The 21,324-nt window shown below is 62.3% G+C and carries 18 protein-coding genes; 13 read left to right on the top strand and 5 right to left on the bottom strand.

All coding sequences use genetic code 11. The annotated features are described in order from the left end of the window. Positions 1 to 6 precede the first annotated feature (6 nt). Complete coding sequence (rocD, locus tag DVH29_RS07620; protein ID WP_114645593.1) at positions 7 to 1,209, top strand: ornithine--oxo-acid transaminase; 1,203 nt, start codon at positions 7 to 9, stop codon at positions 1,207 to 1,209. Here rocD and DVH29_RS07625 read toward each other — a convergent pair. The 3 genes from DVH29_RS07625 to DVH29_RS07635 all read right to left on the bottom strand — a co-directional run bounded on the left by DVH29_RS07625 (position 1,206) and on the right by DVH29_RS07635 (position 3,794). Beyond that, positions 1,206 to 2,141 (bottom strand): YihY/virulence factor BrkB family protein, encoded by a 936-nt coding sequence (locus DVH29_RS07625; protein ID WP_147276033.1) that lies wholly within the window; start codon positions 2,139 to 2,141, stop codon positions 1,206 to 1,208. The two genes, rocD and DVH29_RS07625, sit on opposite strands and share 4 nt — an antisense overlap. A gap of 6 nt (positions 2,142 to 2,147) precedes the next feature. Further along, positions 2,148 to 2,603: a host attachment family protein gene (locus DVH29_RS07630; RefSeq protein WP_114645570.1), complete on the bottom strand. Its 456-nt coding sequence runs from the start codon at positions 2,601 to 2,603 to the stop codon at positions 2,148 to 2,150. A gap of 63 nt (positions 2,604 to 2,666) precedes the next feature. Further along, positions 2,667 to 3,794: an MFS transporter gene (locus tag DVH29_RS07635; RefSeq protein ID WP_245944919.1), complete on the bottom strand. Its 1,128-nt coding sequence runs from the start codon at positions 3,792 to 3,794 to the stop codon at positions 2,667 to 2,669. Here DVH29_RS07635 and DVH29_RS16585 point away from each other — a divergent pair. The 12 genes from DVH29_RS16585 to DVH29_RS07690 all read left to right on the top strand — a co-directional run bounded on the left by DVH29_RS16585 (position 3,685) and on the right by DVH29_RS07690 (position 19,151). Continuing rightward, entirely contained in the window at positions 3,685 to 3,936 is a 252-nt protein-coding gene (locus tag DVH29_RS16585; protein ID WP_245944921.1) for a hypothetical protein, read from the top strand. The genes DVH29_RS07635 and DVH29_RS16585 overlap by 110 nt on opposite strands. Before the next feature lie 130 nt (positions 3,937 to 4,066). Further along, complete coding sequence (gyrA, locus tag DVH29_RS07640) at positions 4,067 to 6,799, top strand: DNA gyrase subunit A (protein ID WP_281270812.1); 2,733 nt, start codon at positions 4,067 to 4,069, stop codon at positions 6,797 to 6,799. 65 nt (positions 6,800 to 6,864) lie between these two features. Beyond that, complete coding sequence (gene coaD, locus DVH29_RS07645; protein WP_114645572.1) at positions 6,865 to 7,353, top strand: pantetheine-phosphate adenylyltransferase; 489 nt, start codon at positions 6,865 to 6,867, stop codon at positions 7,351 to 7,353. Then, a complete protein-coding gene (locus tag DVH29_RS07650; protein WP_114645595.1) occupies positions 7,353 to 7,976 on the top strand; it encodes a peptidylprolyl isomerase in 624 nt (207 codons plus the stop codon). Before coaD ends, DVH29_RS07650 begins: the two co-directional genes overlap by 1 nt. Before the next feature lie 20 nt (positions 7,977 to 7,996). After that, a complete protein-coding gene (locus DVH29_RS07655) occupies positions 7,997 to 8,473 on the top strand; it encodes a peptidylprolyl isomerase (RefSeq protein WP_114645573.1) in 477 nt (158 codons plus the stop codon). Between the two features lie 88 nt (positions 8,474 to 8,561). Next, a complete protein-coding gene (gene queA / locus DVH29_RS07660; RefSeq protein ID WP_114645574.1) occupies positions 8,562 to 9,635 on the top strand; it encodes a tRNA preQ1(34) S-adenosylmethionine ribosyltransferase-isomerase QueA in 1,074 nt (357 codons plus the stop codon). Beyond that, positions 9,632 to 10,765: a tRNA guanosine(34) transglycosylase Tgt gene (tgt, locus tag DVH29_RS07665; protein WP_114645575.1), complete on the top strand. Its 1,134-nt coding sequence runs from the start codon at positions 9,632 to 9,634 to the stop codon at positions 10,763 to 10,765. Before queA ends, tgt begins: the two co-directional genes overlap by 4 nt. Positions 10,766 to 10,775: 10 nt before the next feature. Continuing rightward, a complete protein-coding gene (pgi, locus tag DVH29_RS07670) occupies positions 10,776 to 12,416 on the top strand; it encodes a glucose-6-phosphate isomerase (RefSeq protein WP_114645576.1) in 1,641 nt (546 codons plus the stop codon). Between the two features lies 1 nt (position 12,417). After that, a complete protein-coding gene (map, locus tag DVH29_RS07675) occupies positions 12,418 to 13,176 on the top strand; it encodes a type I methionyl aminopeptidase (RefSeq protein WP_114645577.1) in 759 nt (252 codons plus the stop codon). A 136-nt stretch (positions 13,177 to 13,312) separates the two neighbouring features. Then, on the top strand, positions 13,313 to 15,097 hold the full coding sequence (gene aspS / locus DVH29_RS07680; protein ID WP_114645596.1) for an aspartate--tRNA ligase: 1,785 nt from the start codon (positions 13,313 to 13,315) through the stop codon (positions 15,095 to 15,097). A gap of 105 nt (positions 15,098 to 15,202) precedes the next feature. Then, a complete protein-coding gene (locus DVH29_RS07685) occupies positions 15,203 to 16,768 on the top strand; it encodes an EAL domain-containing protein (protein WP_114645578.1) in 1,566 nt (521 codons plus the stop codon). Between the two features lie 103 nt (positions 16,769 to 16,871). Continuing rightward, positions 16,872 to 19,151: an NADP-dependent malic enzyme gene (locus DVH29_RS07690; protein WP_114645579.1), complete on the top strand. Its 2,280-nt coding sequence runs from the start codon at positions 16,872 to 16,874 to the stop codon at positions 19,149 to 19,151. A 34-nt stretch (positions 19,152 to 19,185) separates the two neighbouring features. On the opposite strand, the gene DVH29_RS07695 is transcribed toward DVH29_RS07690, so the two are convergent. Further along, positions 19,186 to 20,664 (bottom strand): AMP nucleosidase, encoded by a 1,479-nt coding sequence (locus DVH29_RS07695; protein WP_114645580.1) that lies wholly within the window; start codon positions 20,662 to 20,664, stop codon positions 19,186 to 19,188. 274 nt (positions 20,665 to 20,938) lie between these two features. Further along, complete coding sequence (locus tag DVH29_RS07700) at positions 20,939 to 21,262, bottom strand: DUF1801 domain-containing protein (RefSeq protein WP_245944915.1); 324 nt, start codon at positions 21,260 to 21,262, stop codon at positions 20,939 to 20,941. Positions 21,263 to 21,324 lie beyond the last annotated feature (62 nt).

A 21,324-nucleotide genomic window follows, 5' to 3' on the forward strand; every position in this document is an offset into this window, starting at 1 on the left:
AGCCACATGACCACCACCAAAGATCTCATCGCGCTGGAATCCACCCTTGGGGCGCACAATTACCAGCCATTGGATGTGGTGCTGGAGCGCGGTGAGGGCGTTTATGTCTATGATACCGATGGAAAGCGTTATCTCGATTGCCTTTCGGCCTATTCCGCCGTCAATCAGGGCCACTGCCACCCGCGCATCCTCGAGGCGATGATCGCGCAGGCCCGGAAGCTGACCCTCACCTCGCGCGCCTTTCGCAACGATCAGCTTGGCTATTTCTACGAGGAACTGGCGGCGTTGACCGGTTCGCATAAGGTGCTGCCGATGAACACCGGCGCCGAGGCGGTCGAAAGCGCCATAAAGGCCGTGCGCAAATGGGGCTACGAGGTCAAGGGCGTCGAGAAGAACGCCGCCGAGATCATCGTCTGCGCCAACAATTTCCATGGCCGCACCATGGGCATCGTCGGATTTTCCACGGACCCCGCGGCACGCAACAATTTCGGGCCGTTCGCGCCCGGCTTCAAGGTCATTCCCTTTGGCGACGCCGCCGCCTTCGAGCATGCGATCGGCCCCAACACCGTGGGCTTTCTCGTCGAGCCGATCCAGGGCGAGGCGGGAGTCATCATCCCGCCCGCCGGCTATTTCACACGCGTGCGGGAGCTGTGCAGCCGAAACAACGTCATGCTCATACTCGACGAAATCCAGACCGGGCTGGGGCGGACGGGACGGTTGTTGGCCGAAGAGCATGAGGGGATCGAGGCCGATGTAACCCTATTGGGCAAGGCACTCTCCGGCGGCTTTTATCCCGTCTCCGCGGTGCTCTCGAACACCGATGTGCTTGGCGTGCTTCAGCCTGGGCAGCACGGCTCGACTTTTGGCGGCAATCCTCTGGCCTGTGCCGTTGCACGCATGGCCCTCAAGGTGCTCTCGGAAGAGGGTATGATCGACAACGCGGCCCGGCTCGGGCCCTATTTCCTCGACGGCCTCGGATCGATCCGCTCGAACCACGTGAAGGGCGTCCGGGGCCGGGGGCTGATGCTGGCCATCGACCTCTATCCCGAAGCCGGCGGCGCGCGGAAATTCTGCTATGCGTTGCGTGACTTGGGCATCCTCGCCAAGGATACCCACACCGATACCATCCGCATTGCTCCGCCCCTGGTGATCACCCGGGACGAGATCGACGGCGCGCTGGAACAGTTCGCAGCCGTTCTGGAGGCCTAGTCGACCACGTGATCGGCGACATAGGCGCCGCGCTGGCCCATCGGCCGGTCGGGGCCGATCGTCGTGTCGCGGGTCGTCTGCAATTCGATCTCGGCATTGAAGGCGGCGCCGAGGACGAAGATCAGGGCCGAGATATAGAGCCAGAACAGCAGCACCACGGCTGCGGCGAGGGAGCCGAAGCTCGCTTCGAACTCGCCGAAATTCTCCACATAGAGCGAGAACAACAGGCACACACCCATCCACAACAGCGAGGCCAGTACCGAACCAGGCCAGATCCAGCGGATGCGCGCCGAACGCCGGTCGATGGTGAAGCGATAGAGGAGCGCGAAGGCGAGGATGGCCAGCGCCATCAAGGCCGGCCAGCGCAGCAGCAGCGCCAGCCGTTCCGCGGTGCCCGGTATGGGCGAGAACGAGGTGATGATGGGAATTGCGGCGACCAGCGACAGAGCCACGATCATGAAGGCCGCCGAAGCGATGGTCACCGTGAAGGACAGCGCCGCCGCAATGAAGAAATTGCGCTGAGGCCGCTCGTAATAGGCCGCCGATGCGGCATAGATCAGCGCGTCCACCCCGCGCGAGCCGCTCCACAGCGCCGCGACGACCGAAACCGCAAGCCCGATGCCCAAGCCGCTACGCGGCTGGTTCAAAAGCGAATCGAGCTGGTCGACGATGACCGTCAGGGCGATCTCGGGCATGAAATCGGAGAGGCGCTCGATCTGGTCGATGAGGAAACCGCGATCGCCGAGGATGCCGACCAGCAGCACCACGATGGCGATCGCCGGGAAGATCGAGACGAAGCTGAAAAACGCCACCCCGGCGCAGCGCAGCGACGTGTCGGGCTGCGCCATGGTCTTGAAGGTCCGCAGCACCACCGTCTTCCAGTCGCCGGCGCCCAGATGACGCGGACTGGCGATCTGATCCTTCTCAGGCACGGCCAATCAACCCGCGCTGAGGATTTTCTCGATCTGCTCGACGGGATGGTTGGTGAGTGTCTTGGGCACTTCCCCGATCACCCGGTCACTGACCTCCTGGTGCAATTCTTTGCGCAACTCGCCCAGTACGCGTGGGGCGGCGCACAGGACGATCTCCGTGAAGCGGTTTTGATGGGCATATTTATACAGCAACTCGGCGGCATCCTTGGCGAACCGCTCCTCGGCCAGCCGATGCCAGTCGGTCTGCTCCATGGCGCTTCTCTGGTTGGGGCCAGGATCGCTCATCCGGCCCGGCGCGTCGGTGCCCTGTTCGCGGGTGGGCGGATTGTCCTGCTCCATTTCGCGCACGACATGAAAATCGGGCCTTGTGCGGCTGCCCCTGTTCACGAAGAACAGGGCCTTTTCCCCATCGGCGACCAGAACCCAGGCCTTATGGTCGAGCTTGAAATCCATGTCCTGCATCGGGGCAACTCCTTGTCTGGCGAGGTATCCGGTCAACTCATCGACCCGATGCCGGGTTCCCGCTCACTCGATGGAGAAGTTCCCGTATCGCGCCAGTCGCGACAGGGCCAGCGTGACCAGCACCAGCAGGGCCGTGCCGAACAATACCGGCGAGAACCCGGTCCGCTCGGCGATGAACCCGATCGCCGAGGGTGCGACGAGAATACCCGAATAGCCGGTGACCGTCACGATCGAGAGCCCAATGCCAGACGGCACGCCGGGCAGGTTGCCCGCCGCGGAAAAGGCGATGGGCACCATATTGGAGATGCCGATCCCCGCCAGGGCGAAGCCGGCAATGGCCAGTTCGGCCGAAGGGGCGAGCGCGCCGAGCATCATGCCGACGAGGGCGAAGCATCCGCAGATGCGCAAGGTGCGCACTGCGCCCAGCCGCTGGCGAATGGCGTCGCCGGCAAATCGCATGATCGCCATGGTGGCGGAGAACGCCGCGAAACCCAGCGCCGCCAGTTCGATGCTGGCCCCATGGTCCCGCTGCAGGTAGAGCGCGCCCCAGTCGAGGATGGCGCCTTCGGGGATCATCGAGAACAGCGCCATGATGCCGACGAGATAGGGCAGGGGCGAGGAGGGGAAGCGTAATCTGGTCTTCGACCTCTCTTCCGCGCTGGGCTGGTCCTCGGCCAGCATGGGCAGGGCGAAGAACACCGCCGCTGCCGCCAGCATGGTCAGGATGACAGCATGGCCCAGTTCCCCCACCGATCCCAGGAGCAGCCCGCCCAGGGCGGAGCCCAGCAGCGCTCCGAGGCTCCAGAAACCGTGGCAGGACGACATGATCGCCCGCCCCATGCGCTTTTCCACCGCGACGGCATTGGTGTTCATGGCGACGTCCATGCCGCCGGTGAACCCGCCAAAGGCGGCGATGGCGATCGCCGTGGTGACGATATCGGGCGCCAGCGTTACCAGCAGCAGGAACGGCACGACCAGGGCCGAAGCGACTTTGAGCACCAGCGCCGAGCCGTTCCTGGCCGTCAGCGCTCCCATGATCGGCATCATGACGATCGATCCCAGCCCGAACACCAGGATGAACATGCCCATCGTCGATTCCGAGATGCCGAGCCGCCCCATGAGCACGGGAATTTTGGGCGCCCAACTGCCGATCAGGAATCCATTGGTCAGAAACAGCAGCGAAATCGCGATGCGATCGGGGCGCACGCCGAAACGAAGCGGCGCTGCGCTCCGGGAGGAACTTATGCCGGACATGGGGATCACTCGTAAAAAGGCAAAAAGGCTGGCCGTCATTCAACCGATTGCCGGCGCCTTCGCAAGAGACATTGTGTAATCGATATCAATGGGCGCCATTTGCGGAATAAGTGTGGTTTGGGAACACCACAATCGGGCGCCAAACTGGCTTCTTTCATCGGAATCGCATAAACCGATGTCCAGAAGAATCAGTCTCAGAAACGAGCATCGTGACCGATACGCCAGAAGACAATTCGGGTGACATCCTGCCCTCGGGCATAAATGCCGTCTCGATTTCCGACGAAATGCGCCAGTCCTATCTCGATTACGCCATGAGCGTGATCGTTTCGCGCGCGCTTCCCGACGTTCGCGACGGATTGAAACCCGTGCATCGCCGCATCCTGTTCTCCATGCATGAGCAGGGCTATGAACACAACAAGCCCTATCGCAAGTCGGCACGCGTGGTCGGCGACGTGATCGGTAAATATCATCCGCACTCCGATGATGCCGTCTATATGTCGTTGGTCCGCATGGCACAGACCTTCTCCATGCGGGTGCCCCTGATCGACGGGCAGGGCAATTTCGGCTCGGTCGACGGCGATATGCCCGCCGCCATGCGGTACACCGAAGCGCGCATGGAAAAGGTCACCAACTCCCTGCTCGACGACCTCGACAAGGATACGGTCGATTTCCGCGACAACTACGATGCGAGCGAAAGGGAGCCCACCGTGCTTCCGGCCCGCTTCCCCAACCTGCTGGTCAATGGCGGCGGCGGCATCGCCGTGGGCATGGCCACCAATATCCCCAGCCACAATCTGGGCGAGGTGATCGACGCCTGTCTGGCGCTGATGGACAATGCCGCCATCACCGTCGATGAACTGATGGAAATCATGCCGGGGCCGGATTTTCCCACCGCCGGCATCATCATCGGCAAGTCCGGCATCCGCTCGGCCTATGAGACCGGCCGGGGGTCGGTGCTCATGCGTGGGCGCGTCACCGTTGAGGAGGTGCGCAAGGAGCGCGAAGCCCTGATCGTTCACGAGATTCCCTATCAGGTGAACAAGGCCACGATGATCGAGAAGATCGCCGAGATGGTGCGCGACAAGCGCATCGAGGGGATCGCCGACATCCGAGACGAATCCGACCGCCAGGGCATGCGGGTGGTCATCGAGATCAAGCGCGACGCCGTCGCCGATGTGGTGCTCAACCAGCTCTACCGCTACTCGATGCTCCAAACCTCCTTCGGGTGCAATTTCGTGGCGCTCAACGGCGGCAAGCCCGAACTGATGCCGCTCAAGAACATCCTCGAGGCGTTTCTCGACTTCCGCGAGGAAGTGATCACGCGTCGGACCCGGTTCCTGCTCAACAAGGCCCGTGACCGTGCCCATGTGCTGGTCGGGCTTCTGGTGGCCGTCAACAATGTCGACGAGGTGATCCGCCTGATCCGTTCCTCGCCTGATCCGGCGACGGCGCGCGAAAAGCTGCTTGAGCGCGATTGGCCGGCGGCCGATGTGATCGATCTGATCAGCCTGATCGACGATCCCCGGCACAAGACCAATGCGGACGGGACCTTCCGGCTGTCCGACGAACAGGCCCGCGCCATTCTTGCCCTCACCCTGTCGCGCCTCACGGCCCTGGGCCGCAACGAGATCGGCGATGAACTCAACGCCCTGGGCGAGCAGATCAAGGACTATCTCGACATCCTGCGGTCGCGCGAGCGCGTTCTCGGCATCATCCGTGCCGAGCTCTCCGAAATCAGGGAGCAATACGCCACCCCGCGTCTCACCACGATCGACGAATTCGCCGGCGATCTGGACGATGAGGACCTGATCGCGCGTGAAGACATGGTGGTGACGGTTTCCCACGCCGGCTACATCAAGCGCGTTCCGCTTTCGACCTATCGCGCCCAGCGGCGTGGGGGCAAGGGACGTTCGGGCATGTCGACCCGCGACGAGGATTTCGTGTCGCGGCTGTTCGTGGCCAATACCCACACCCCGGTGCTGTTCTTCTCGTCCCGCGGCATCGTCTACAAGATGAAGGTCTGGCGGCTTCCGGTCGCGGCGCCGCAGGCGCGCGGCAAGGCCCTGATCAACATGCTTCCGCTCGAGGAAGGGGAGCGCATCACCTCGATCATGCCGCTGCCGGAGGACGAGGAAAGCTGGGCCAGCCTCGACGTCATGTTCGTGACGCGATCGGGCAATGTGCGCCGCAACAAGCTTTCCGATTTCGTCGAGGTTCGCCAGAACGGCAAGATCGCCATGAAGCTCGATGAGGGCGACGGCATTGTCGGCGTCGAGACGGCGTCCGAGACCGACGATATTCTCATCACCACCGCCAACGGCCAGTGCATTCGCTTTGCCATCACCGATGTGCGCGTGTTCAAGGGCCGGGATTCGACGGGCGTGCGGGGCATCAATCTCGCCGAGGGCGATGACGTGATCGCCATGTCGATCCTGCGGCATTTCGAGGCGACCGCCGACGAACGCGCCGCCTATCTCAAGATGAGCCGCGCGGTTCGCGGCGAGGCCGACGATGGCGGGGAGACGGACGATGAAGGGTCCGGCGATGCGCCGCTGGAACAGGAACGCTATGCGGCCATGAGCGCGGCGGAGCAATTCGTCCTCACCATCTCCGAAAAGGGCTTCGGCAAGCGCACCTCGTCCTTCGAGTATCGGGTGACCGGGCGCGGCGGCAAGGGCATCGTCGCCATGGCGGTCAACGCCCGCAACGGCAAGCTCGTCGGCTCCTTCCCCGTCGAGGACGAGAACCAGCTCATGCTGGTGACCGATGGCGGGCAGGTGATCCGCGTTCCGGTCGAGGGCATCCGGATCGTCGGGCGCTCGAGCCAGGGCGTTACCGTCTTCCGCACCGCCGCCGATGAGAAGGTGGTCTCGGTTGAGCGGATCAGCGAACCCGAGCACGGCGACGACCCGGAAGCCGAAACCGACAGCGATCCGGCCTGATCAACGAGCGGCATGGTCCTCCATGCCGCTTGCGCTCTTTCCCCACCCATGAGAAAACCCGGCACATGAGCGAACGCGTAGGCTTTTATCCTGGGTCCTTCGATCCGGTCACCAATGGCCATCTCGATGTAATCGAGCGGGCCTGCAAACTCGTCGACAGGCTGGTGGTCGGCATCGGCATGCACGCCGCCAAGCAGCCCATGCTCTCGGTCGATCAGCGGCGCAGCCTGCTCGTCGAGACGGCGGGAGCGATCGGGACGCGCAAGGGTGTCGCCATCGAGATCGTCGAATTCGACGGGCTTATGGTGCAGGCGGCCCAGCGGTTCGGCGCCGGCATCGTCATTCGCGGCCTGCGCGATACGACCGACTACAATTATGAAATGCAGATGGTGGGCATGAATGCCCAGATGGCGCCCGACATCCAGACGGTCTTTGTTCCGGCCAGTCCTTATGTGCGCCATATTTCCGCAACGCTGGTGCGCCAGATCTCGCAGATGGGCGGGGATATAACGCCCTTCGTCCCGCGCGCCGTCCTCAAACTTCTGGAGCAATGATGGCAAGACACGCCCAAAAAACCGCCAGCCGTCCAATCGGCGCGCTGGTCTTTGCCCTGGTGGGCCTTTTCGCGGTCATGCTGGCATGGCCCTATCTGCCGTTTGGGCAAACGCCCGCCAATGCGCAAGCGCCTGCAGCGGAAATTCCCGCCGACGCGCCGATCGCGATCCTCACCCTGGAGACCGGCGAGGTCACCATCGCCCTGCGGCCCGACCTGGCGCCCCAGCACGTGGCGCGGATGACAGAATTGGCCAATTCCGGCTTTTACGACGGGCTGAAATTCCATCGCGTCATCGATGGTTTCATGGCCCAGACCGGCGATCCCCGCGGCAATGGCACCGGCGGATCGGACCTGCCCGATCTGGCGGCGGAGTTCTCCAATGAATCCTTCGTTCGCGGAACGCTCGGCATGGCTCGTTCCATGGATCCCAATTCCGCCAACTCGCAGTTCTTCATCGTCACCGCCGACTCTCCTCACCTCAACGGCCAGTACACCCTGTTCGGCAATGTCATCGAGGGGATGGATCTGGTCGACGGCCTCAAGAAAGGCCCGGCCAGCGCCAATGGCGCTGTCACCGACCCCGACATAATGGTGTCGCTTCGCGTCACACAAGCCCAATAATCGACAATAAGGAACCAAACATGGCCGATATCAAGGATCCGGAAAACACCATCATAATGGAGACGACCAAGGGCACGGTCACCATCGAACTGCGCCCCGACCTCGCACCCGAACATGTCAACCGCATCAAGGAGTTGACCCGCGAAGGCTTCTATGACGGCATCGTCTTCCACCGCGTGATCGACGGCTTCATGGCCCAGGTCGGCTGCCCCAAGGGCAACGGCACCGGCGGTTCGGACAAGCCCGATCTCAAGGCCGAATTCAGCCAGGAAAAGCATGTGCGTGGCACCGTTTCCGCGGCTCGCGCGGCCAATCCCAACTCGGCCAATTCGCAGTTCTTCATCTGCTTCGACGAAGCCTCCTGGCTCAATGGCCAGTATTCGGTGTTCGGCAAGGTCATCGAAGGCATGGATGTTGTCGATCAGCTCGAAAAAGGCGAACCCGTGCGCAATCCGGACAAGATCGTCTCGATGAAAGTCGCGGCCGACGCGGCCTGATATTTGCCGCGCCAATGATTTTGCATTCCCTGTATTGGCAGGCTAGAACCCCGGCGATGGCCGGGGTTCATTTTTTGAGTGTAGCGTAATGAAAGTCGATCTTTTCGATTTCGAACTGCCCGAGGACCGCATCGCGCTGCATCCGGCTTCGCCGCGCGACAGTGCAAAACTGCTCGTGGTGGACGAAAAAGGCATGCTGTCGGATCGCACAGTGTCCAATCTCGATGGTCTTCTTCGACCCGGGGATGTTCTCGTAGTCAATGACACGCGGGTCATCCCTGCGGAATTGAAAGGCATCCGCCATCGGGAGGCGTTTTCGGCCTCGGTTTCCGTCAATCTGCATAAGCGCGTCGACGGCAATACCTGGCTTGCCTTTGCCCGACCAGCCAAGCGCCTGAAAGCGGGTGATCGTATCGCTTTCGGCGCGACGTCCGAAATCGACGGCCTCGATGAGATGATGGCTACGGTGACGGCGATCGAAGAGGGCCAGGTCACCCTCGCTTTCGATCTGTCGGATGCCCGGCTCGATGAGGCCATCAAGGCGCGCGGCGCCATGCCATTGCCGCCCTATATCGGGGCCAAGCGGGCGCTGGAAGATCGCGACAAGACCGATTATCAGACCGTTTATGCCGAGCATGACGGCGCCGTCGCCGCGCCTACAGCGGGCTTGCACTTTACGCCTGAACTTCTGAAAAGACTGGAAGAGATCGGCGTAAGCATCGAATATATAACGCTTCATGTTGGGGCCGGCACCTTCCTGCCCATGAAGGCAGACGATACCGAAGACCACAGGATGCACGCGGAATGGGGCGTCGTTTCTGCCGAGGTGGTCGCGCGGGTCACGGCGGCGAAACAGCGGGGCGGCCGCATCGTCGCCGTCGGCACCACCAGCCTGCGGCTTCTCGAGAGCGCGGCCCAAAAGACCGGTACGCTCGAACCGTTTGCCGGCGAAACGGATATCTTCATCACCCCCGGCTTCCCGTTTCGGGTCGTCGATGTGCTGATGACCAATTTTCACCTGCCGCGCTCGACGCTGTTCATGCTGGTTTCCGCATTTTGCGGCTTGGAGACCATGCACAAAGCCTATAGGCACGCGATCGATACCCAATATCGCTTCTATTCCTACGGCGACTCCTCGCTTCTTTTTCGGCCGGACCAATGACACAGGATTTTCGGTTTACCCTTCAAGCCACCGATGGCCGGGCCCGTCGCGGGCAGATCGACACGCCGCGCGGCGACATCAGGACACCGGCCTTCATGCCGGTGGGAACCGCCGGGACCGTCAAGGCCATGTATCCCGAGCAGGTGCGGGACACCGGGGCCGATATCGTTCTGGGCAACACCTATCACCTCATGCTGCGCCCCGGCGCCGAGCGGGTGGCCCGCATGGGCGGATTGCACGACTTCATGGATTGGCCCCGTCCGATCCTCACCGATTCCGGCGGCTTTCAGGTGATGAGCCTCGCCAAACTGCGCAAGCTCGACGAGCAGGGGGTCACCTTCAAGTCCCATATTGACGGCTCGTCCCACAGCCTGACGCCCGAGCGCTCCATCGAAATCCAGAAGCTGCTCGATTCCGATATCATCATGCAGCTTGACGAATGTGTGAGCCTGCCGGCCGAAGAGGACGAGCTTAACCGGGCGATGGAACTCTCCGTGCGCTGGGCGGAACGCTCGAAGCAGGCCTTCAACGACGCCAAGGGCAGGGCGCTGTTCGGCATCGTCCAGGGCGGCGACAATCACCATCTCCGCGCCCGCTCAGCGCGACACCTCATCGAGATCGGCTTTCATGGCTACGCCGTTGGCGGGCTTGCCGTCGGCGAACCCCAGGACGTGATGTTTTCCGTTCTCGATGAGATCACCCCCCATCTGCCGACCGAGAAGCCGCGCTACCTGATGGGCGTGGGCAAGCCCGACGATTTGCTCGGCGCGGTCGCGCGGGGCATCGACATGTTCGATTGTGTCCATCCCACGAGGGCCGGGCGCCACGGGCATGCCTATACGCGCTTTGGCGTGGTCAATCTCAAGAATGCACGGCACAAGGACGATCCCCGCCCCTTGGACGAGACGTCGCCCAATCCGACCGCCCGCCGCTTTTCCCGCGCCTACCTGCACCATCTCGTGCGGTGCGAGGAGATATTGGGCGCCATGATTTTGAGCCAGATCAACCTTTCCTATTATCAGGAGTTGATGGCGGGCATGCGAAATGCGATTGAATATTCGACTTTCGATCAATATTGCGCATCGGTCCGCGAAGGCTGGATCAAGGGCGATTTGCCGGCGCTTGAATAGGGATTTAAGCATGTCGAACAAAGCGCGCAAAGCCGCTTTCGAGGGCCTGAAACAGCAGAAAAAGCGGCTCATGCGCACGACAATGCGCGAACTGTTCGTACATGATCCCGACCGCTTCTCGACATATTCCGTCAGCGCCGGCGATCTCCTGCTCGATTATTCCAAAAATCGCATCGACAGCCAGTCGATGCGGGCCCTGTTCGACCTTGCGCGCGATGTGGATATCGAGGCGCGTCGCGATGCCATGTGGGCGGGCGAGCCGATCAACAGCACCGAGCACCGCTCCGTGCTGCATATGGCGCTGCGCTATTTTGGGGACGACCCGGTGCTGGTGGATGGCGCCGATGTCATGGCCGGCGTGCGGGACGTTCTGGCTCGCATCGAGGGCTTTTCCAACGACATCCGCGACGGCGCGATCCGGGGCGCCCTGGGCGACCAGTTCACCGATATCGTCAATATCGGCATCGGCGGATCGGATCTGGGGCCGGCCATGGTCACGCTGGCGCTGGCGCCCTATATGCGTCCGAACCTGCACGCCCACTACGTTTCCAATGTCGACGGCGCCCATATCCACGACACACTGAAGACCCTCGACCCCGCGCGCACGCTGTTCATCGTGGCGTCCAAGACCTTTACCACCGACGAGACGATGACCAACGCGCATTCGGCTCGCAAATGGCTGGCCGACGCGCTGGGCGAACAGGCCGTCAACGACCATTTCGCCGCGGTGTCGACCAATATCGAGGGCTGCCAGGCCTTCGGCATTCGTGAGGATCGTATTTTCGGGTTCTGGGACTGGGTCGGCGGGCGCTATTCGGTCTGGTCGGCCATCGGCCTGCCGGTGGCCATTGCCGTCGGCTACGACAATTTCGAGGCCTTCCTGCGCGGCGCCTATGAAATGGACCAGCATTTCCGCACCGCACCGCTCGAAGAGAACCTGCCGGTGATCATGGGCCTGCTTGGCGTCTGGTATCGCAATGCCTGGGGCTTCGCGACCCATGCGGTGCTGCCCTATGATCAGCGCCTGTCGCGGTTTCCGGCCTATCTGCAGCAGCAGGACATGGAATCCAATGGCAAGTCGGTGACCCTCAATGGCAAATCGGCGCGCTGGGAAACCGGGCCGATCATCTGGGGCGAGCCGGGGACCAACGGCCAGCACGCCTTCTATCAGCTGATCCACCAGGGCACCTCGGTGATCCCGTGCGATTTCCTCGTTGCCGCCAATCCGCACGAGGCGATGCCGCCCCATCACGCCAAGCTGGTGGCCAATTGCTTCGCGCAGTCCGAAGCCCTGATGCTGGGCAAGACCAAGGAGGAAGCGGCGGCCGATCTCAAGGGAACCGGTCTCTCCAAGGAAGAGATCAAGGCGCTCGTCCCGCACAAGGTCTTTCCCGGCAATCGCCCGTCCAACACCATACTCTATTCCCAGCTCGACCCGGCCACCCTGGGCAAGCTGGTAGCGCTTTACGAGCACAAGGTGTTCGTTCAGGGCGTGATCTGGAACGTCAATTCCTACGATCAGTGGGGGGTCGAACTGGGCAAGCAACTGGCAAAGGCCTTGTTGCCCGAGGTGGAGGACACCGCGTCCTCTGGCGAACATGACAGCTCGACTCTGGGCCTGCTGGCGCGCTTCCACGCGCTCAAGCACTAGGATGACCATCACCACCGAGGAAGAACTGGTCCGTCTCAAGGCCATCGGGCGCATCTGCGCGATTGCGCGTGACACCATGACGGCGGCCCTCGAGCCGGGGATGACCACCAGGGAACTCGACGATATCGGCCGCAAGGTCCTCGAGGAGCAGGGCGCAAGATCGGCGCCCGAGGTGACGTATCAGTTCCCCGGCGCCACCTGCATCTCGGTCAATGAGGAAGTCGCCCACGGCATTCCGGGCGAGCGGGTCATTGCGGCCGGCGATTTGATCAATATCGATGTGTCGGCCGAAAAGGACGGTATTTTCGCCGATACGGGCGCGTCCTATATCGTCCCGCCGGGTGGCAACCGGCAGCTCGAAAAACTCTGCCGCGACGGCAAGAAGGCCATGTGGGCGGGCATTCGGGCCGTGCGGGCAGGGGGGCGGTTGGCCGACATCGGCAACGCCATCGGCAAATTTGCCGGCAGCAATGGCTATACGCTGCTTCGCAACCTGGCCAGCCATGGAATCGGCTACGGCCTGCATGACGATCCGGGCGAAATTCCGACCTGGCCCGACCGCTCAGAGCGGCGGCGCATCGCCGATGGGCTCGTCTTCACGGTGGAACCCTTCCTGTCCCTGGGCGGCCAGATGGCGGAAGAAAAATCCTCCGACGATCCCTGGACGCTGGTCAGCTTTCCCCAGGCGCCATGCGTGCAGTACGAACATACGATCGTCGCGACGCGAAGCGGTGCCGTCGTGGTGACGCTGGCCGCCTGAGCCGAGAGAGCCGAGGCCGTGCCATACGCGGGGAGCCGACCGCCCTGCCGCCAATGGCTTTGCATGCTTGACATTTCTGGCGTCACATGCGCTTTTCGCCCACGAATTCCCACTCCGTTTCGAAAGTTTGTTCGTGATGCATCGCTATCGTTCGCACACCTGCGCCCAGCTCACCAAGGCAGATGTCGGCTCGACTGCCCGGCTCTCGGGATGGGTGCATCGCATTCGCGACCATGGCGGATTGCTGTTCATCGATCTGCGCGATCACTACGGCATGACGCAATGCGTCATCGATCCGGATTCGCCGGCCTTCTCCCTTGCGGAAACCGTGCGCGCCGAATGGGTGATCCGGGTGGATGGCGAGGTGAAGTCGCGCACCCCCGAAACCATCAACAAGAACCTGCCGACCGGTGAGGTCGAGGTGTTCATTCGCGATATCGAAATCCTGGGCAAGTCGGCCGAACTGCCGCTTCCCGTCTTCGGCGAGCCCGACTATCCCGAGGATATCCGGCTGCGCTATCGCTTCCTCGATCTGCGGCGGGAAACCCTGCATGCCAATATCGTCAAGCGGTCCAGAATCATCGCCGACATGCGCCGCCGGATGACGGATATCGGCTTTGGCGAATATTCGACCCCCATCCTGACCGCCTCGTCGCCGGAAGGCGCTCGCGACTTCCTCGTTCCGAGCCGCATTCATCCGGGCAAGTTCTTCGCCCTGCCGCAAGCGCCGCAGCAATATAAGCAACTGCTGATGGTGGCCGGGTTCGACCGCTATTTCCAGATCGCGCCATGCTTTCGCGACGAGGACCCGCGCGCCGATCGCCTGCCGGGCGAGTTCTATCAGCTCGACGTGGAAATGAGCTTCGTCACCCAGGAGGAAATCTGGGAAACCATGGAGCCCGTGCTGCGCGGCGTGTTCGAACAGTTCGCCGACGGCAAGAAAGTAACGCAGGATTTCCCGCGCATTCCCTATGACGTCGCGCTGCGCAAATACGGCTCGGACAAGCCCGACCTGCGCAACCCGATCGAGATGCAGGACGTGACCGAGCATTTCCGCGGGTCCGGCTTCAAGGTCTTCGCCAACCAGATCGCCGGAGATCCGAAGGTCGAAGTCTGGGCGATCCCCGCGCCGACCGGCGGAAGCCGCGCCTTTTGCGACCGCATGAATGCCTGGGCCCAGTCCGAAGGCCAGCCGGGTCTTGGCTACATCTTCTTCAAGGACGGTGCGGGCTCGGGACCGATCGCCAAGAATATCGGCGAGGAGCGGACCGATGCCATCCGCACCCAGCTCGGGCTCGCCGATGGCGATGCGGTCTTCTTCGTGTGTGGCGTTCCGTCCAAATTCCATAGCTTTGCCGGCGCGGCGCGCACCAAGGTCGGAACCGATCTGGATCTCATCGATCTGGACAGCTTCGCGCTGTGCTGGATCGTCGATTTCCCGTTCTACGAATGGGATGAGGACGAAAAGAAGCTCGAATTTGCCCACAACCCGTTCTCCATGCCGCAGGGCGGCAAGGAAGCGCTGTCGGGCGACGATCCGTTGTCGATCAAGGCCTATCAGTACGATGCGGTCTGCAATGGGTATGAAATCGCCTCCGGCTCCATCCGTAACCAGGAGCCCGACACGATGATCGCCGCCTTCGAGAAGGTGGGGCTCTCGCGCCAGGACGTCGAGGACCGGTTCGGCGGGCTCTATCGGGCCTTCCAGTACGGGGCGCCGCCGCATGGCGGCATGGCGGCTGGCGTCGATCGTATCGTCATGCTGCTGTGCGGCGTGCAGAACCTGCGCGAAATCACGCTCTTCCCGATGAATCAGCAGGCCGAAGACCTCCTGATGGGCGCCCCCAGCGAAGCCAGCCCGAGGCAATTGCGCGAGTTGCATCTGCGGCTGAACCTGCCGGCGGACAAGAAAAGCTCGTAACGCGCTTGGTGGGCAGTATTAATGCCCACTTAAAGCCTTGACCCTAAAGTGGTTTGAGAGTTTCAAACCATCGGGCAGGGCGTGCGACCCAGGATCTCGCAAATATTGCTGGTCTTGACCGCGCTGCTGGCCCTTCTGCCGGTGGTGGCAGTCGACTTTGTGCTCGACGGATATGTCAGGGCACGGGAGACCAGCGAATTGCGGCGCATAGCGGCGGCCGTCACCCATGATTCCCAGCTTTCCGTGCAGGACGGCCTGCAATCGCTGCGCAACATCGTCGCCAACAGCCCCTCGCTTTGCGCCGCGACCTTCATGGACAATGTCAACGCCGAACTGATGGGCAATCCCTTCCTGCGCCAGATCGTGGTCGAGAACCGCGATGGCATCCAATATTGCTCCGCATTCGGCCAGGCCGTCAGCTACCGGGTGCATTCTGAAAACCTGACCATCCCCGGCGCCACGGAATCCCTGAGCGTCGTGACGCTGGACGGCAATGCGGCCCCCTTGCTCAAGCTCACGCAATCCTTCGGCCCCGACCGCAGCATTTCGGCCTTCGTCCTCGCCTCGCCCATCCTGATGCGGACCGACATGCCCCAGCTCGGCGCGGCCGAACTGCTGCAACTCTCGCTCACCAATGGAACGACGATACTGGTGCGCGGCAATGAGCACGGCCGGCCCGTGACGGGGAACGAAAACTACCTCGTCGCCCGATCCTTCGCGGACGCCATTCCCCTGCGCGCCGAAGCCAGCGTGCCGTTCGCCGAGGTGCGGGCCCAATATGCGCAACTCGATGTCGGCTTCACCATAGGCGGGTGCCTGCTGGGCGCCCTGATCCTGGTCCTGGCCCTGCAGTTTGCGCGCCGGACCAAGATCCGCTCCTTCGATCTCGAACGCGGCATAATGGCCGGTGAATTGAAGCCCTACTACCAGCCGGTGATCAATCTGCGGACCGGCAAGCTGACCGGCTGCGAAGTCCTGATCCGCTGGGTCAAGCGCAATGGCGAGATCGTGCCGCCGGGCGCCTTCATCGACTATGCGGAAGTGAGCGGCCTCGCCATCCCCATGACGCTGAGCCTGATGGAGCAGGTGCGGGGCGACCTCGAAACCCTGTGCAGCGAGGTGCCCGACTTCAAGGTGTCGATCAATCTCTTCGAAGGGCACTTCCGCGACGGCTCGGTCGTCGACGACATTCAATCGGTGTTCGGCGGCAGCGGCATCTCCTACAGGCAGTTGGTGTTCGAGATCACCGAGCGCCGTCCGCTCGACGACCGCAATGCCGCCAACCGCGTGATGACGGCCATGCACAAGCTGGGCGTGCGAATCGCCATGGACGACGCCGGGACGGGCCACTCCAACCTGGCCTATCTCCAGACGCTTGGCATCGACATCATCAAGATCGACAAGATCTTCATCGACATGATCAAGGACCCATCCGAGCCCGTCCCCGTGGTCGATGGATTGATCGCTATGGCGCGCGAACTCGATATCGACATCATTGCCGAGGGCGTCGAGACGCAGGAACAGGCGCTGTACCTGCGGGCCAAGGGGGTGGTGAACGCCCAGGGCTATCTCTTTGCGCGCCCCATGCCCCTCGCGCCGTTCCTCACCCTCGCCAACGCCCTCAAGCCCCAGGATCGGCAGAGCAATCTCGCCCGCGACGTGGCCGCCTGAGCCTGGCTCCCGGCCCCGAAATCATCGATGTGAAAGATTGACGCCAAGCCTTTCATTTTGCCCGGTTTGGTGGCAGTAAAAGGCCGCAATTCGAGGAGATGGCATGACCGACGAACCGCGTGATCCGCAGAAGGCGCTCAAAGAAGCCGCGCTGCATTTCCATGAGTATCCAAAGCCCGGCAAGATCGAGATCGCGCCCATAAAGCCGCTCGCCAATCAGCGCGACCTGGCCCTGGCTTATTCGCCCGGCGTGGCGGCCCCTTGCCTCGAGATTGCGGAGAACCCGGACCTTGCCGCGCGCTATACCTCGCGCGCCAACATGGTGGCGGTGATCTCGAACGGCACGGCCGTCCTCGGCTTGGGCAATATCGGCGCGCTGGCCTCCAAGCCGGTGATGGAAGGCAAGGCCGTCCTGTTCAAGAAATTTGCCGGCATCGATTCGATCGACATCGAGATCGACGAGCTCGATCCGGCCAAGTTCATCGAGACCGTGGCCCCCCTGTGGCCCAGCTTCGGCGGCATCAACCTCGAGGACATCAAAGCCCCGGACTGCTTCGAGATCGAAGAGGCCCTCCGGGAGCGCATGCCGATCCCGGTCTTCCATGACGACCAGCACGGCACCGCCATCATCGTCGCCGCCGCCGTCCTCAATGGGCTGCAGCTGGCGGGCAAGGATATCGCCAAGGCCAAGATCTGCACCTCCGGCGCCGGCGCGGCGGCCATCGCCTGCCTCAACATGCTGATGACCGTCGGGGCCAAGCGCGAAAATATCTGGATCGCCGACCGGGAAGGGCTGGTCACCACAAAGCGCGACAATCTGGTCGACCGCTGGCGGGGCGCCTTCGCCCAGGACAGCGACAAGACGTCCCTGGCCGAGGTCATGGACGGCGCCGACATCTTCCTCGGCCTTTCGGCAGCCGGTGCGCTGAAGCCCGAGATGCTGAAGGACATGGCCGAGAATCCCCTGATTCTGGCGCTGTCCAATCCGGTGCCCGAGATCATGCCGGAGATCGCGCAGGAAGTGCGCCCCGACGCCATGATCTGCACCGGGCGTTCGGACTATCCGAACCAGGTCAACAACGTGCTGTGCTTCCCCTTCATCTTCCGTGGCGCGCTCGATGTGGGCGCCACGCAGATCAACGAGGAAATGAAGGCCGCGGCCGCGCATGCGATCGCCAGGCTGGCGCATGAGCCGGTGCTGGAAGCCATCCCCAGCGGCGCTTCCACCTTCGGGCGCGATTATCTCATCCCCAATCCGTTCGACCAGCGCCTCATCCTGCGCATTGCCCCGGCGGTCGCCAAGGCGGCCATGGAGTCCGGCGTTGCACGGCGTCCCATCGAGGATTTCGAAGCCTATAAGGACAGCCTCAACCGCTTCGTCTTCCGCTCCGGCATGGTGATGAAGCCGATGATGGAGAGGGCAAGGGAGCAGGGCCAGCGCATCGCCTTCGCGGATGGCGAGGACGAGCGCGTGCTGCGGGCCACTCAGGTCATCCTCGAAGAGAAAATGGCGCAGCCCATTCTTATCGGCCGGCCCTATGTGATCGAGCAGCGCATCGAGCGCATGGGCCTGCAATTGTCGCCGGGCAAGGATTTCGAGATCATCAATCCCGAGGACGATCCCCGCTACAAGGAATATGTCGCCGAGTTCCATACCCTTGTCGGGCGTTCGGGCGTCACCCCCGACACCGCCCGCACCATCGTGCGCACCAATACGACGGTCATCGGGGCCCTCGCGGTCAATCGCGGCGATGCCGATGGCCTGATCTGCGGTCTCCAGGGCCGGTATATCAAGCATGTGCGCGATATCAAGTCGGTCATCGGCCTCTCCGATGGCGTTTCCGACGTGTCCGCACTTTCCATGCTGATCATGCCGCGCGGGGTGTTCTTCCTCGCCGACACCTATGTCAACATGGACCCGAGCGCCGACGAGATCGTCGCAATTACGCTCCAGGCGCGCGACCATCTCAAGCGCTTCAACATCGAAGCCAAGGCGGCCTTGCTGTCATATTCGAACTTCGGATCGCGCGACGGCACCTCTTCGGCCAAGATGCAGGAGGCGTATCAGAAGCTGAAGGACGTGGCCCCAGACCTGATCGCCGAAGGCGAGATGCAGGGCGACCTCGCCCTGAACCAGACGCTGCGCGAGCGCTACATCCCGGACTCCGTCCTCAAGGGCGAAGCGAACCTGTTGATCTTCCCCAACCTCGAAAGCGCCAATCTCTCCCTGACCCTGCTCAAGGAGATGAACAACGCGCTGCCGGTCGGCCCGATCCTGATGGGAACGCGGCACCCGGCCCATATTCTGGCGCCCTCGGTGACCAGCCGCGGTATCGTCAATATGACGGCGGTGACCGTCAACGAGAGCTTGGCGCTCAAATAGGAACGACAAAGGGCGCCGTCAGCGGCGCCCTTTTCTATTGGAAGGCGGTTTCGGCGAAGCTGCGCAATTTGCGCGAATGCAAGCGCTCGATCGGCTGGTTGCGCAGGATTTCCATTGCCTTCAACCCGATCAGCAGGTGGCGATTGACCTGGGTGCGGTAGAAGTCGGAGGCCATGCCCGGCAGCTTCAATTCCCCATGCAGGGGCTTGTCCGACACGCAGAGCAGGGTGCCATACGGCACCCGGAACCGGAAACCGTTGGCAGCGATCGTCGCACTTTCCATATCGAGGGCGATGGCGCGCGATTGGCTCAGGCGCCGGATGATTTCGCTCTGGTCACGCAACTCCCAGTTGCGGTTGTCGATGGTGAACACCGTGCCCGTGCGCATGATCGCCTTGGCTTCCAACCCCTCGAGATGGGTAATTTCCTCGACGGCTTCCTGCAGGGCCACCTGAATTTCGGCCAGCGCCGGGATGGGCACCGTCACCGGCAGGTCGTCATCGAGGACGTGGTCCTCCCGGACATAGCCATGGGCCAGGACATAGTCGCCCAGTGACTGGGAATTGCGCAGACCGGCGCAGTGGCCCAGCATCAGCCAGGCATGGGGGCGCAGCACCGCGATATGGTCCGTCGCCGTCTTGGCGTTGGACGGCCCGACCCCGATATTGATCATCGTGATCCCGCGCCCATTGGGAGCGGTCAGATGATAGGCGGGCATTTGCGGCTGGCGCACCGGATGAACGCCCTCTGTCGCGCCGCCGATGCGCGCGTTGTTGGTGATCACATTGCCCGGCTCGATGAAACTTTCGTAGAACTCGTGCCCATCCGCCATCCACTGATGCGCCAGGCGGGTGAATTCCTCGATATAGAACTGGTAATTGGTGAAGATCACGAAATTCTGGAAGTGCTCCGGAGTGGTCCCGGTATAGTGGTTGAGCCGGTGCAGCGAATAGTCGACCCGAGGCCCGGTGAACGCGGCAAGCGGGTAGGGGCCGCCGGCGGGCGGGATGAAGGTACCATTGGCGATCTCGTCGTCCACATGCGCCAGATCGGGCACGTCGAACAGATCGCGCAGGGGCACGCCGATATCGAGCAGCGTGTCGCCTTCAACGCGCTCCTTGGGGTCGACGGCGAAGTGCAGCGGTATGGGCGTATCGGATTGCCCAACCTCGATCTGCGCGCCGTGGTTCTTCAAAATCAGCGAGAAATTCTCGATAAGATATTTGTGGAACAGCTTGGGCTGGGTCAGCGTCGTCTGGTACAGCCCAGGGCTGTGCAGGAACCCGTAGGCCAGCCGGGAACTGGCGTTTTGCTGGAAACTGGTCGAGAGAACCTGCACTTTCGGATAGAGCGCCCGGATCTTGCCCGGCGGGACTTTTCCGCGGGTCAGATTGAGCAGATGGTCGCGGATGAAACTCGTATTGCGATCATAGATTTCGCACACATATTCCCAAGCCTGCACGGGATCGGAGAAAGACTTGAGGGGAAGCGGATCGGGCATAATGAGTTTCATCGGGGCATCCTGTTCTTGTTCTTGATTTTTATCTCAGACTTGCCAGTTTAGCGCGAACGGCGCAATGGCTCGCCATGGTAGCGCCGAAAAATCACAGTTCGGTGATTGGGCCTTTTGTCGCCGCAATATGCGCCGATATTGGAAGCGTCTGTCGGACTGGCAAACGAGCCCATGCACCGGCGGACATGCTTCCGCTGTAGTCCCCCAAGCCCTCAACAGCGCGGCGGAAGTTATATGGAGACCGCAGTCGTCCGCCCGGCGCTGCGGTCTCTTGCTATCTGGTCGGATAGGTTTCGCGCATATAGGCGACCGATGCCGTGACGAGGTCTTCGAGCACGCCCGGATCGATATCGGACAGCCGCTTGATATAGAGGCAGGATTTTCCGGTGGTGTGCTTCCCCAAACGCTGCATCAGTTCGGCATGGCGGCGGAAGCCGGGGACGATATAGAGCGTGAGATTGGCCTTGCGCGGGGAAAACCCGACCAGCGGCCAGTCGGCGGATTTGTTTGCCGAGTTGGTATATGTATAGGCTCCAAAGCCGATGATGGACGAGCCCCACAGAACGGGCTTGGACCCCGTGTGAGAACGGCGGTGCAAAATTAGTCCACGGTAGCGGCTGGATTGTCCTGCTGCGGGCGGCTTAAAAGTCGTCCACCTAT

This window comes from Pelagibacterium lacus, from assembly GCF_003345525.1.
Classification (GTDB): domain Bacteria; phylum Pseudomonadota; class Alphaproteobacteria; order Rhizobiales; family Devosiaceae; genus Pelagibacterium; species Pelagibacterium lacus.

What these genes read in the sequence shown, in the direction of transcription:
- rocD (WP_114645593.1), top strand. Translation starts at nt 7, where the DNA reads ATGACCACCACCAAAGATCTCATCGCGCTGGAATCCACCCTTGGGGCG.
- DVH29_RS07630 (WP_114645570.1), bottom strand. Translation starts at nt 2,603, where the DNA reads ATGCAGGACATGGATTTCAAGCTCGACCATAAGGCCTGGGTTCTGGTC.
- DVH29_RS16585 (WP_245944921.1), top strand. Translation starts at nt 3,685, where the DNA reads ATGCCCATCGTCGATTCCGAGATGCCGAGCCGCCCCATGAGCACGGGA.
- coaD (WP_114645572.1), top strand. Translation starts at nt 6,865, where the DNA reads ATGAGCGAACGCGTAGGCTTTTATCCTGGGTCCTTCGATCCGGTCACC.
- DVH29_RS07650 (WP_114645595.1), top strand. Translation starts at nt 7,353, where the DNA reads ATGGCAAGACACGCCCAAAAAACCGCCAGCCGTCCAATCGGCGCGCTG.
- DVH29_RS07655 (WP_114645573.1), top strand. Translation starts at nt 7,997, where the DNA reads ATGGCCGATATCAAGGATCCGGAAAACACCATCATAATGGAGACGACC.
- queA (WP_114645574.1), top strand. Translation starts at nt 8,562, where the DNA reads ATGAAAGTCGATCTTTTCGATTTCGAACTGCCCGAGGACCGCATCGCG.
- tgt (WP_114645575.1), top strand. Translation starts at nt 9,632, where the DNA reads ATGACACAGGATTTTCGGTTTACCCTTCAAGCCACCGATGGCCGGGCC.
- pgi (WP_114645576.1), top strand. Translation starts at nt 10,776, where the DNA reads ATGTCGAACAAAGCGCGCAAAGCCGCTTTCGAGGGCCTGAAACAGCAG.
- map (WP_114645577.1), top strand. Translation starts at nt 12,418, where the DNA reads ATGACCATCACCACCGAGGAAGAACTGGTCCGTCTCAAGGCCATCGGG.
- aspS (WP_114645596.1), top strand. Translation starts at nt 13,313, where the DNA reads ATGCATCGCTATCGTTCGCACACCTGCGCCCAGCTCACCAAGGCAGAT.
- DVH29_RS07690 (WP_114645579.1), top strand. Translation starts at nt 16,872, where the DNA reads ATGACCGACGAACCGCGTGATCCGCAGAAGGCGCTCAAAGAAGCCGCG.
- DVH29_RS07695 (WP_114645580.1), bottom strand. Translation starts at nt 20,664, where the DNA reads ATGAAACTCATTATGCCCGATCCGCTTCCCCTCAAGTCTTTCTCCGAT.